We start from the raw sequence: 12,362 nt of genomic DNA, 5'->3' as shown, positions 1-12,362 counted from the left end.
GAGCGCTGGTAGCGCTAGGGCACTGATCCTTGGCAGAGGGGGCAGAGCCCCCAGAAAGTGATTTCGGCGGTATCGATGGCATACCCGGCCGTGTTTCCGGGCGTGAGGCACGGCGCGTCACCGTGCACGCAATCGACGTCGGCGACGACACCGCAGCCGGAGCACACCACGTGATGGTGGTTGTCACCGATGCGGCGCTCGTACAGGGCGGCGGATCCGTCGGGCTCGATGCGGCGGATCATCCGTGCCGCCGTCAGGTCGGCGAGCACATTGTGCACGGACTGGATCGAGAGGCCGGCGGCGGATGCCACCCGCAACGTCTCGGCGGTGGAGTGCGGGTGCTCCCCGAGAGCCGAGAGCACGGCGATACGACCCGGCGTGACGCGCAGGCCTGCGGCTCGAAGCACGGTCCCCAGCTCGGCATCCATCCCCGCCAGTCTGTCACTAATCGTGAACGACTCAAAACTGGGAGCCCCGGGTGGACTGAGTTCGGCGCTCAGGCCGCGACGATCCTCCGCGCACCGGACTCGAACTCGTCGAGGTCGCCGGTCTCGCCGGCGCGGGCCGCCCGGCGGCCGATCACCCACTGGTAGAACAGGAACGACCCGAGCGCCACTGTGCCGATTCCGATCTTGATCACCCACGGCCAGTCCTGCCGGGTCACGAATCCTTCGATGATGCCCGAGACGAGGAGGGAGAGGGTCAGCCCGATCGCGACGGTGAACAGCGCACGGCCCTCCTCCGCGAGCGCCTGGCCGCGAGTACGGGCGCCGGGAGCGATCCACGACCAGAAGATGGTCATCCCGGCCGCTCCCGCGACGAAGATCGAATAGAGCTCGAGCTGGCCGTGCGGGGCGATGTAGAGGAAGAACACGTCGAGCCGGTCGTGGGCTCCCATCAGCGCACCGGTCAACCCGAGGTTCTGGGCATTCTGGAACAGCAGGTACGGCGAGTACACGCCGACGATCCCGAACGCGATGCACTGGGCGGCCAGCCAGGCGTTGTTGGTCCAGACCTGTCCGGCGAAGGAGGTCGTCGAGTACTTCGAGTAGTAACCGACGAAGTCCTGCTCCACCAACTGCTTGCGGAACTCCTCGGTGCCGAAGTGCGAGAGCACGCCGGGCGTGTTGAGAGCCCAGTAGCCGTAGAGCAGGGCCACGAGCGCCGTGGCGAGGGCGACGACGAGGGTGGTCCAGCGGATGCGGTACAGGGCGGCCGGAAGCTGCGCCCCGAAGAACGCGGGCAATTGGCTCAGCACATTGTTGCCAGCACCGGTGAAACGCAAGCGCGCGCGGGACAGGGAGAGCGACAGCCGATCGCCCTGCACGGACTGCCCCGCGGTGGTCTTGATCGCGGAGAGTTGGCTCGCGCCGGACTGGTAACGCTCGATCAGCCGGTCGGATTCGCTGCCCGTGAACCGCCGCTTCGTACCGAGCCGGGCAAGCTCCTCCCACTCATCGCGGTGCGCGGCGGAGTAGGCATCGAGATCCATCTGTTTAGATACTAGACATGGCGACGGCAGCTCAGGGTGGTGCGGGCATTCCCGAGGTCTCTGATGAGCTCGAGCTGATGACGGGAGAGGCCGTCGGACTCGACCTCCGACCGACGAGTTTCATCCTGCGCGCGGCCGGCGCGATGATCGATTTCATCGCCTACTTCGGACTCTGGCTGCTCATCCTTCTTGCGGTCAGCTCCCCGTGGCTGAGTCGATTCTTCGACCAGGCCAGCGCGACGGCGATCACCCTTGCCGCCCTCGTCTTCTGCCTCGTCGTCGCGCCGACCGCAGTCGAGACTCTCAGCCAAGGCAAGTCGCTCGGCAAGCTCGCGGTCGGCGCACGGATCGTGCGGGACGACGGCGGATCGATCGGATTCCGCCATGCATTCATCCGCTCCCTCACCGGGGTTCTCGAAGTGTTCTCGACGCTCGGGGGTATCGCCGCGGTCACCGCGCTGCTCAACGGGCGCACCAAACGGGTCGGCGACCTGCTCGCCGGCACCTACAGCCAGAACGAACGGGTGTCGAAGGTCACGCCGCCGGTCTACGGCGTCCCGGTCGAACTGGTGGGCTGGGCCGCGACCGCCGATGTGGCCCGGATGCCGGACGGCCTGTCCCGTCGCATCGCCCAGTTCCTTCGCCAGGCCACGCGGTTGACCCCGGATGCACGAGACCGGATGTCGCGCTCGCTCGCGAGCGAGGCATCCGCCTTCGTGTCGCCGCTGCCGTCGGCGAACGCCGAACTCTTCCTCGCCGCAGTCTCCGCCCTGCGCCGCGACCGGGAGTACACCGCCCTTGCGCTCGAAGGCGCGCGTCTCGAACACCTGCGACCGGCACTCGACGGCCTTCCGCACGGGTTTCCCGAGCGCTGAGCCGCAGCGCCGCTACGAGTCAGTAGCGGTAGTGATCCACTTTGTACGGGCCGTCGACGGGAACGCCGATGTACGCGGCCTGCTCGTCGGAGAGCACCGTGAGCTTCACACCGAGGGCATCGAGGTGCAAGCGCGCGACCTTCTCGTCGAGGTGCTTCGGCAGCACATAGACACCGAGCGGGTAGTTGTCGCCGTGCACGTACAGCTCGATCTGTGCCAGCACCTGGTTGGTGAACGAGTTGCTCATCACGAAAGAGGGATGCCCGGTCGCGTTGCCGAGGTTCATCAGGCGGCCCTCGGAGAGCACCAGGATGCTGCGACCGGTCGGGAGGCGCCACTCGTCGACCTGGGGCTTGATCTCCACCTTCGTCGTGCCGGCGAGGGTCTCGAGGCCGGCCATGTCGATCTCGTTGTCGAAGTGCCCGACGTTGGCGACGATGGCGAGGTGCTTCATGCCGAGCATGTGGTCGACCGTGAGTACGTTCTCGTTGCCGGTGCCGGTGACGAAGATGTCGACCTCACCCACGACGTCCTCGATCGTGGTGACCTGGAATCCGTCCATGGCGGCCTGCAGGGCGTTGATCGGGTCGATCTCGCTGACGATGACGCGCGCGCCCTGGCCCTTGAGCGCTTCGGCAGCACCCTTGCCGACGTCGCCGTAGCCGGCGACGAACACGACCTTGCCGCCGATCAGCACGTCGGTGGCGCGGTTCAGCCCGTCGGGCAGGGAGTGGCGGATGCCGTACTTGTTGTCGAATTTGCTCTTGGTCACCGAGTCGTTGACATTGATCGCGGCGAACTGGAGGTCGCCGGTGCGGGCGAGTTCGTACAGTCGGTGCACTCCCGTGGTTGTCTCCTCGGTGACGCCCATAATGCCGGCGGCGATGTTCGTCCAGCGGTCGGAGGACTCGGCGAGGGAGACGCGCAGGGTGTCGAGGATCACGCGCCATTCGTGGCTGTCGGACTCCGCGGCATCCGGAACTGCGCCCGCGAGCTCGTATTCGCGGCCCTTGTGCACGAGGATCGTGGCGTCGCCACCGTCATCGAGGATCATGTTCGGCCCGGCCCAGGTCTCACCCGCGGCGGCAGCTTCGGCGCTCCAGTCGAAGATCTGCGTGGTGCACCACCAGTACTCCTCGAGCGTCTCGCCCTTCCAGGCGAACACCGGAACACCCGCAGGCGACTCGACAGTGCCGGTCGGTCCGACGGCGATTGCCGCTGCCGCCTCGTCCTGGGTGGAGAAGATGTTGCAGCTGGCCCAGCGCACCTGCGCGCCGAGGGCGACGAGGGTCTCGATGAGGACACCGGTCTGCACGGTCATGTGCAGCGACCCGGCGATACGCGCGCCGGCCAGCGGCTTCGACGTGCCGAATTCCTCGCGAAGGGCCATGAGGCCGGGCATCTCGTTTTCGGCGAGACGGAACTGGTGGCGGCCCGCTTCGGCGAGGGAGAGGTCGGCGACCCTGAACTGGAGGGCGGTGCTCGGAGTTGTGCTGGGCGCGGTGATCGTCATGGCCCTAGATTACGCGACTGCAGCTGCGCGTCCGCGGAGACTGGTCCCGCTCGTCGGGACTGTTCAGTGTCGAATCGCACCTCACCCGACGGCGGGGAACAATCGCGTCCGGGCGCTAGTCGCGGATGAGGGCGAGCACGGCGTCGCGCACGTGCTCCATGACCGCCGGGGTCCCGGCCTCCACGTTGAGGCGCAGCAGCGGCTCCGTATTGGACGGACGCACGTTGAACCACCAGAACGGCTCGTCCTGGCCCACCATGCCGGTCACAGTGAGGCCGTCGAGCTCGTCGAAGTCGCCCACTCCCGTGTAGGCCTCGACGATCCGGTTGTAGGCGGCCGGGATGTCGGTGATGGTCGAGTTGATCTCACCGCTCATCGCGTAGGGCGTGTACTTCTTCGAGATCGTAGAGACAGGATCCGCCTGCGATCCGAACTCGGCGATGAAGTGCATCGCGGCCAGCATGCCGTTGTCGGCACCCCAGAAATCGCGGAAGTAGTAGTGCGCGGAATGCTCTCCGCCGAAGATCGCCCCGGTGATCCGCATCTGGTCCTTGATCAGCGAATGCCCGACCTTCGTGCGCACCGGGATGGCGCCGGCCGCCTCGATGGTCTCCGGCACGATGTGCGACGTGATGAGGTTGTGGATCACGAAGATGTCGCCGTCCGGCTGGAGCGCCCGCACCCTGGTGATCTCGCGCAGCGCCACAACGGCGGCGACGGCGGAGGGCGTGACGGCGGCGCCCTTCTCGTCCACGACGAAGCAGCGGTCCGCGTCGCCGTCGAAGGCGAGCCCGAGGTCGGCGCCGTGTTCGATGACGGCCTTCTGCAGGTCGACGATATTGGCCGGCTCGAGCGGGTTGGCCTCGTGGTTGGGGAAGGTGCCGTCGAGGTCGAAGTAGAGCGGGATGATCTCGATCGGCAGCGCCGGCAGGCCGGCGGCGGTGCCGAGCACCGCGGGAACGGTCAGTCCTCCCATGCCGTTGCCGGCATCCACGACGACCCGGATGGGGCGGATGCCGGAAAGGTCCACGAGCGACCTCAGGTAGGACGCGTAGTCGGCGATGACGTCGACGGAGCGGAAGCTCCCCGGCTGGGCGACCGGCTCGATCGAACCGCCGAGGTACGCCTGGGCGCGATCCCGGATTGCCCTCAGGCCGGTATCGAAGCTGATCCCCTGCGCCTTGGCGCGGCTGAGCTTGATGCCGTTATAGGTCGCGGGGTTGTGGCTGGCGGTGAACATCGCGGCCGGGGCGTCGAAGTGGCCGGATGCGAAGTAGGTCTCGTCGGTGGAACACAAGCCGATGGAGAGCACGTTACCGCCCCGGGCCTGGACACCTTCGGCGAAGGCTGCCGCGAACCCCGGAGACGAGTCACGCATGTCGTGGCCGACCACGACATCCTGTCCCGCTGCATCGATCTCATCGACGAAGGCGGCGCCGATGGCGGTGACGACCTCCGGGGTGAGCTGCGACCCGACGAGGCCTCGCACGTCGTAGGCCTTGATGAACGGTGTGAGATCGATGGGGGCAGTCATGCTGCCAATTTACAGGGCGCTTCTATCCGGAACGCTGCTGGGGGTCTCCCGCGGAACCCAGCGACACGTGCCGGATCACCTGCCAGCCCTGCGGCACCGACAGCCGGTCGGAGTGCTTCGCGCACAGGTCGTAGCTGTGCGGCTCTGCCGTGCGACTGAGCGGCCCGAGGACGGCCATCGAGTCGGCGTAGACGTAGGTGAGGGTAGACACGGCGTCGTTCGCGCACGCGACTTTGCTACACGGCCGACCGTCCATTTGTTTCAACCCTAGCGCCGCGGCCAGCCGGATCCCGCCGCGTAGAATCGAGGGATGGCTCGCTCCCGGATAGTCCGCCCGTCAGCGCGGCCTGGGTCGCGTGACCGGCACGGCCGTGGCATCCGCTCCGCCGTCACCGGGCCCCAGCTGCCACTGCTTCACACCCGCTCCGACCTGTTCGATCTCACGGTGTCGGCGACCGCGGAATATCTCAAGGACCTGTGGCCGGATGAGCTCGCTGGCGTCTCGTTCGAGGTGGCCGGCCTGCCGAGCAAGATCGCGCCGACAGGAGGAATCGACCGCTGGTGCGTGATCGTGCCGGAGAAGCGGGTGATCCTGTACCGCCTGCCCATCGAGCGGCTCGCGCGCCTTCAACGAACCGACGACCTGCACCGCCGCATGCTCATCGAGAGCTGTGTGTTCCGCGCCGTCGCCGAACTGCTGGGCAAAGACCCGTGGGATCTCGCCCCGGAGCGCTTCCGCCACCTCTGAGTGCTTAGGGGTAGATCACGATCGGGCGCGAGGCCGGCGCCGACGGGCTCAGGCTGAACCCTGCGAGCTGGCCGTCGCCGAGGTAGCTCACCGAGACCGCGATCTCGGCGTAGCCGGTGAGGGTGTAACTCGACCCGCCGGTGACCGGCTGGGAAACGGTGCGGCCGGCCGGAACGGAGAGGGGGATGTCGGCCTCGCCCGCCTGCGCGAGGGTGACCGTTGCATCCTTCGTCGTCGGATTGGCGATGTGCAGGAGCGGCGTCGGGCCGGGCGCGATGGTCACCAGCGCACGACGGGACACGCTCGTCGTCGACGTCGACCACGCGAAGTCGGACTGACCGGTTGTGCCGACCGTCGAGGTGCGCGCGCCCGCGACGATCGGTTTGTCGGTGGCGATGGTCACCGTGTAGCTGCCGTCGGGGTAAGAATCGAGCGGCACCTCGGTCACGATTCCGGGCTGCACCACGACCCGCACGGGTGTCGCTGCCTCCGAGCCGTCCTCCGGCGCGATGGTGATCTCCGCGCGGGCCGAGTCGACGCCCGGAACATAGAGCCGGATGATCGACCTCAGGTCGCCGAATCCACTCTCGGCCTGGCGCGCCGCCACCGCTGTGCCGTTCGAGAGCACGACTCCCGGGATCACGGTGAGGGTCGCGGGGTCGGCGGAAGCCCCGATCACGTCGACTCCCCCGGGTTCGAGGGTGCGTACGATCGACTGCTGCAGGTCGGCGACGACCTGGCCGCCACGACTCTGCACCCGCACCACCGGGGACACGATGTTCGGGGCGAATCCGGCGAGGGACAGCACGCGCTGGCCGCCCGGGGGCACGACGATGCCGTCCGTTCCCGCGGCGACGACGGGACCCGTCTCGGAGAAGATGCTGAGGTTCACCGTCGCCACGACGTTGCTCGGGTTACCGAGGGTGATGAGGGTGGTGCGTCCGGTGTCGGTGGCGCCGCCGACGAGCCAGCTGTCGCTGCTGGGCTCCGCGCATTCGGCGGCGGCGAGCCCGACGAGGTCACCGGACGACACCGTCTGGGACTGGCTGCCGGAGAGCAGCGGCAGTCGGGTTGAGGAGTCGGACCGCGGCGGAAGCGTGAGCAGGTCGGGGGCGACACCGGTGGTGCTGTCGGTGGAAGCGAGCGGAGCGAGAGTCGCCCTGCCCACCGACTGGCTGTAGCGAACCGCGGGCTTGCCGACGGAGGAGACCGCGGTGGCCGCCTGTCCCGCATCATCGCCGAGCCGCAGAAGGGGACCCGCGCACACGCGTTGCTGGGCGGATGCCACGGGCGTGATGACCCGAGAGGCCGGAGTCACCTGGTGGCTCGGCAGGGGCACGAGAACGGCCGCCCCGATCGCGACGGCGGCGACGCCGACACCGACCAGGCCGGTGACGATGCGGGCTCCGACGAGCACGACCCCGCGGGCGGTGCGCGGCGCCTTGGTCACCGGCTCGGCGACGTCCTCGACCTCGGTGACGTAGGCGCGAGTCTCGACCGGTTCCGTCGGATCAGTCATTCTCACCATCCCCATCGAAGGTATCGGCGGGCGCACCCGGATTCGATCCGCTCACGGCAAGGCGACGACGGCGACGCGCAGTCGGGATGCCGAGCAGCAGGGTCATGCCGAAGATCACGCCCTGGCCCACCAGGATGAGGTTGCCGAGTGCGGTGTCGGTGTTGCCGGGGGGCACGATCGTCTTCTCGTCCGACAGCCCCGAGAATCGCCACAGGAGCCCGTTGTCCGTCGCGCCGACCGGGGCGAACAGCGCGTTGCTGTCCAATGCCTCCGAGGTGCGCTTGTGGACTGCGGTGGCGTCGGGCGTGAGCAGCACGAATCCGATCGAGAGTTTTGTGAGCTCGGGACCGGCATCGAATCCGCTTCGCGAGGCGAGGTTGCCCGCGACGGTCGCGACGCGACGCGAGGTGGCATCCGGTGTGGTGGAGGTCGCGGCGAGGGTCGACTGGTCGTCGAGGGTGGATCCTGACCCCCGCTGCACCGTCGCGGCGAGGCCGCCGTCGGGCTGGGGTGTGAGCACCAGGGTGCCGACCCGGGGATGTTCGTCGGCCTCCGCCGTGACGACGGCAGGCAGGATGCGAGCGCCCGCTTCGACCGGGGTCGTCTTGAGGAGCACACTGCCGAGCATCGGAAGCACGAGAAGGGTAGTGGTCACCGCGGTGAGGATTCCCACCGGGATGGCGAATCGACCGATCGCATCGAGGGCGATGAGCACGCTGGCGACCAGGCCGAGCCAGAAGAGGCTGAGGCCGGATCCGGTCCAGATCCCAACGGCGGCAGATCCGAGGTGCGACACCTGCAGGTGGGAGGCGGCGACGGCGGTCGCGAACCCGAGCAGCGCAATGATCATGGACGGGATCGCCCGACGGGAACCCGGCACGAACAGGGCGAGCAACGCGAGAACACCCACCGGCAGGAGCAGGGCGGCCACGATCACGAATGCCGAGACGCCCGGAAGCCCGGACGACGACGCGACGGCGGCCCAGCCGTCGAGGCCCGCGGACGGTGACAGCAGCGCGAGATGGAGGGGGGTTCCAGAGGCCGTCGGTGCCGGCACCCCGGGGTCGGCGAACAGGCCGAGCAGGTTGCCGCGCAGCGCCTGTTGCACGATGAGCGGGGCGAACAGCGCGACCGCCGGGATCGGGATACCGAGCAGCCGGTGGATGCTTCGCGGGCGGGCGACGATCCAGGCCAGCAGCGCGATCACGAGTGCAGGCACGAGGCTTGGGGCGGATGCCGCGATGGCCGCGAAGAGCAGAGCGGCTCCCGCGGACGCCGCCCACGACCGCGGAGCGTTCAGCGCCGCGAGCACGAGCCAGGGCAGGAGCAGGTGAGCGAAGACCGCTCCGAGGTGTCCTCCGCCGAGCGCGCCCGTGAGAGGAGGAGCGATCGCCCAGAGGAAGGCGGCGAGGGCCGGCAGTGAGGCGCGCGTGCCCAACTGTCGCGCGGCGAACCAGGCCCCGAGAGCGGCGAGCGGGAGGGCCAGAAGATAGAGGAGCACGAGGCTGAAGGACGGCGACCAGAAAGTTATCGACCCGAGCACTGCAAGCACATAGCTGAAGGGGTCGGCGGCGCCGGCGAACCCGACCCCGATCTCCCGCCAGCCGTACCCGACGTGCGACCACAGCTGGTGCACCGTCTCGCTCAGCGGCGCCATCGCCCCTCCAGTGAGGGAGGGAGCTCCGATGAGGGACCCCCACGAGATCAGGCCGATGATGCCGGCGAGCAGCACTACCCATAATCCGCCGTTGGTGACGAATCCGGCTCGGGCCTCGGTGACGACGACCGCCGACTGCGTTCGCCCGGCGTCGCGCGCCTGTGCCCGGCGCTCGCGCACCGCAGCGGGTGGCATCCGCAACGGCGCTATGGACGCCCACCCCACCCGTTTCGTGCGCTTGAGGCTGCGTCGTGCCGGCCCGATGCGACTGCCCCCGAAGGCTGCGGAGAGGGCGGAGGAGAGTTCTCCCCCCACGGCTCCGGGACGCTTCGCCAGCAGCTGGCCGAAGGCACGGATGATCGCGAGTGGCAGGAGCGACAGCCAGTGGAAGGGCAGGGCCGCTGCGGGTGCGTAGACGAGTCGGCGGTGCAACTGCGCCGCTCGGCGGGTGCTCGCACGGCGACGGTCGGAGACGGTCGCACGCCCGAACATCTCGGGACCGCCGTCGCTGGCGACCTTCGCTCCGGGCACGACGACGACGCGGAATCCGGCCAGGCGCGCACGCACCGAGAAGTCCAGGGCGGCATCCACGCTCGGCAGGGCCGGGTCGAAGCCGCCGAGAGCGGTCCAGAGGGTGCGCCTCACCAGCATCCCGCCGGCGGCGACTCCGAGCACGTCGGAGCGCACATCGTGCTGGGCCTGGTCGAGCTCGCCCTCGACCAGCGGGATGGATGCGCCGTAGTAGGTCATGGTCTCGCCGTATTCGGCGATGACATCGGGTTCGTCCCAGCGCATCAGCTTGGGACCAGCGACAGCGACCGAAGGCGCGATCTCCACGGCCCCGAGAAGTGCTTCGAGGGCGGCGGGCTGCGGGGCGTTGTCGTGGGCAAGCAGCCAGAGCCAGTCGTTGACCGACTCTGCGGGCGCGGCCACCGTCAACGCCCGGTCGACTGCGCCACCGAAATCGACCTTGCCGGTCGTCGTCACGAGCTGGGTGGGACCGGATGCCGCGAGCAGTTCCGCGGTGCGATCGCTGGATCCGGCATCCACTGCGACGATCGCATCCGGTCGCCGGGTCTGGCGGGCGAGGCCCGCGAGGGTTCGTTCGAGGTGCGCCGCCCCCGACCGGGCAACGAGTATCGCGGTGACTCTCGTTTGCATCCTGTCGAGACTAGGCGCGCTCGGCGGTCAGCGCGAGGTGACACGCACGGGAGCGCGCGTTTCGCTGGCCCAGCGGTGACCCGAGACCCGGTGATCGTGATCCACCGTCCGTTTTTCTCGCCACCTCCCTGTGTGCACGTGAGGGTGGTCGTAAAAACGGTAGGTGCACGAGAGAGCGTCTGAGCTAAGCGCGCTTGCGCAGCTTCCGGCGCTCGCGCTCCGACAGCCCGCCCCAGATGCCGAATCGCTCGTCGTTGGCCAATGCGTACTCGAGGCACTGGTTGCGTACCTCGCAGGAGGTGCAGATCTTCTTCGCGTCTCGCGTGGATCCGCCCTTCTCCGGGAAGAAGGCCTCCGGGTCGGTCTGTGCGCAGAGCGAGTCGCTCTGCCACGCCAACTGGTTCTCATCACCGGCCGATGCATCGACCTGCCGCACACCGGGTACACCCAGTCGCACCGGGTCCACGAACCAGTTGTCTGGGACGACGCCCCCTGGTACAGCGCGGCGATACTCTTCTGGCGCCATAACACAGTCTCCCCTCCGCGATCACGTACGACTTGCGTGAACGCGTTAGGGATAATTACACCGGTGTAGTTAGCCCACGTCAAGTCGCAAATCGTAAACGCTCAATCCCGCCTCGAGGGTTCGCGACGCGCCGGGCCCCTCAAATGGGGGGCAGCATATATTGCGCCATCGGCGAAACCCTGTCAGAGGGCTGAGTCCCCGTCGACGCCCGCGGGCGCGGCCTGCCGTGCAACCCAGGCGCTGGAGACCATATCGGCGAGACTGTGCCGCATCGTCCAGTCGAGGTCGCGGGCGGCGAGGTCACCCGCGGCGACGATGCGAGCAGGGTCTCCGGGGCGGCGTGGGCCGATCTCCGGCGTGAACGGGATGCCCGTGACATCCGCGACCGTCGTCATGATCTGGCCGACGGAGACGCCGTCTCCGCTGCCGAGGTTGTACGCCGGCTCGAGCGGCTCCCCGGCGTCGAGGCGGCGAGCGGCGGCCACGTGCGAGACGGCGAGGTCGGAGACGTGGATGTAGTCCCGCACGTTTGTGCCATCGGGGGTCGGGTAGTCGTCGCCGTTGATGCGTGGCACGCGCCCTTCGGCGAGCGCGTCGAAGACGAGGGGAAAAAGGTTGTGCGGGCTGGTGTCCCGCAGTGACGGATCGCCAGAGCCCACCACGTTGAAATACCGCAATGACGTGTGGCGGAGCCCGGTGGCAACGCCCTGGTCACGAAGCAGCCATTCGCCGATGAGCTTCGACTCCCCATACGGCGACTGTGGATTCTTCGGGGTGTCCTCGGTGACGAGGTCGACATCCGGAGTGCCGAAGACCGCAGCGCTCGAGGAGAAGACGATGCGGTCGACCCCGCGGTCCTGCATCGCGGCGAGCAGCACCGCGGTGCCGGTGACATTCTGCTCGTAGGTGTGGAGGGGACGCTGGACGCTCACTCCGGCGTACTTGAAGCCTGCCACGTGGATGACCCCGGTCACCCCGTGCCGGCCCAGGGTGTCGAGCACCAGGTCGCCGTCGAGGATCGTGCCATGCACGAAGGCGACACCATGAGGAACGAACTCCGCATGTCCGCTCGAGAGATCGTCGAGCACGACGGGAGTGAGCCCGGCATCCTGAAGCGCTCGAACCACGTGGGCACCGATATAGCCGGCGCCGCCGGTCACTAACCAGGTCATGCCTACAGGCTAGTGGGGTCGTTCGGGCTGCCGGCCGTACCCGTCTCGCCGACCGACGACTATCGAGCCGACGACGGCCCACACGGTGAGTGTTCCTATGACGAGTGCGAAAGCGATCATGGCAGAAAATCTATGACTTGTGAGTTGCTGCCACGAGTGGCAGGC

Annotated in this window: 11 protein-coding genes; 2 read left to right on the top strand and 9 right to left on the bottom strand. The window is 68.2% G+C overall.

The window, feature by feature from the left end:
• Positions 1 to 14: 14 nt before the first annotated feature.
• Positions 15 to 428: a Fur family transcriptional regulator gene (locus ACVXZ4_RS03895; protein ID WP_461796922.1), complete on the bottom strand. Its 414-nt coding sequence runs from the start codon at positions 426 to 428 to the stop codon at positions 15 to 17.
• Positions 429 to 496: 68 nt separating this feature from the next.
• The gene (locus ACVXZ4_RS03890; RefSeq protein ID WP_461796921.1) at positions 497 to 1,492 is read right to left on the bottom strand and encodes a stage II sporulation protein M; all 996 of its coding nucleotides are present in this window, start codon (positions 1,490 to 1,492) and stop codon (positions 497 to 499) included.
• Between the two features lie 17 nt (positions 1,493 to 1,509).
• Between ACVXZ4_RS03890 and ACVXZ4_RS03885 the strand changes: the two genes are divergently transcribed.
• Entirely contained in the window at positions 1,510 to 2,367 is an 858-nt protein-coding gene (locus ACVXZ4_RS03885) for an RDD family protein (RefSeq protein ID WP_461796920.1), read from the top strand.
• A gap of 19 nt (positions 2,368 to 2,386) precedes the next feature.
• Here ACVXZ4_RS03885 and ahcY read toward each other — a convergent pair whose 3' ends face one another.
• The 3 genes from ahcY to ACVXZ4_RS03870 all read right to left on the bottom strand — a co-directional run bounded on the left by ahcY (position 2,387) and on the right by ACVXZ4_RS03870 (position 5,625).
• On the bottom strand, positions 2,387 to 3,880 hold the full coding sequence (gene ahcY / locus ACVXZ4_RS03880; RefSeq protein WP_461796919.1) for an adenosylhomocysteinase: 1,494 nt from the start codon (positions 3,878 to 3,880) through the stop codon (positions 2,387 to 2,389).
• Between the two features lie 115 nt (positions 3,881 to 3,995).
• Positions 3,996 to 5,414 carry a phosphomannomutase/phosphoglucomutase gene (locus ACVXZ4_RS03875; RefSeq protein WP_461796918.1) on the bottom strand — a complete coding sequence of 473 codons (1,419 nt, stop codon included), beginning with the start codon at positions 5,412 to 5,414 and terminating at the stop codon, positions 3,996 to 3,998.
• Positions 5,415 to 5,436: 22 nt separating this feature from the next.
• On the bottom strand, positions 5,437 to 5,625 hold the full coding sequence (locus ACVXZ4_RS03870; RefSeq protein ID WP_461796917.1) for a DUF3499 family protein: 189 nt from the start codon (positions 5,623 to 5,625) through the stop codon (positions 5,437 to 5,439).
• 99 nt (positions 5,626 to 5,724) lie between these two features.
• On the opposite strand from ACVXZ4_RS03870, the gene ACVXZ4_RS03865 reads away from it, so the two are divergent.
• Complete coding sequence (locus ACVXZ4_RS03865; protein ID WP_461796916.1) at positions 5,725 to 6,162, top strand: metallopeptidase family protein; 438 nt, start codon at positions 5,725 to 5,727, stop codon at positions 6,160 to 6,162.
• 4 nt (positions 6,163 to 6,166) lie between these two features.
• Here the strand turns inward: ACVXZ4_RS03865 and ACVXZ4_RS03860 are convergent, their stop codons facing one another.
• The 4 genes from ACVXZ4_RS03860 to galE form a co-directional block, all read right to left on the bottom strand.
• The gene (locus ACVXZ4_RS03860) at positions 6,167 to 7,681 is read right to left on the bottom strand and encodes a DUF5719 family protein (RefSeq protein WP_461796915.1); all 1,515 of its coding nucleotides are present in this window, start codon (positions 7,679 to 7,681) and stop codon (positions 6,167 to 6,169) included.
• Complete coding sequence (locus ACVXZ4_RS03855; RefSeq protein ID WP_461796914.1) at positions 7,674 to 10,499, bottom strand: glycosyltransferase family 2 protein; 2,826 nt, start codon at positions 10,497 to 10,499, stop codon at positions 7,674 to 7,676. The genes ACVXZ4_RS03860 and ACVXZ4_RS03855 overlap by 8 nt, the downstream gene beginning before the upstream one ends.
• Positions 10,500 to 10,683: 184 nt before the next feature.
• Positions 10,684 to 11,025: a WhiB family transcriptional regulator gene (locus ACVXZ4_RS03850; protein WP_461796913.1), complete on the bottom strand. Its 342-nt coding sequence runs from the start codon at positions 11,023 to 11,025 to the stop codon at positions 10,684 to 10,686.
• A 182-nt stretch (positions 11,026 to 11,207) separates the two neighbouring features.
• Positions 11,208 to 12,197, bottom strand: a complete 990-nt coding sequence (gene galE / locus ACVXZ4_RS03845; RefSeq protein WP_461796912.1) for a UDP-glucose 4-epimerase GalE — start codon at positions 12,195 to 12,197, stop codon at positions 11,208 to 11,210.
• Positions 12,198 to 12,362 lie beyond the last annotated feature (165 nt).

The sequence above is a fragment of the Lacisediminihabitans sp. FW035 genome, assembly GCF_054880895.1.
Note: the sequence above shows the minus strand (reverse complement) of the source record. Positions and strands in the feature narration are given on the sequence as shown.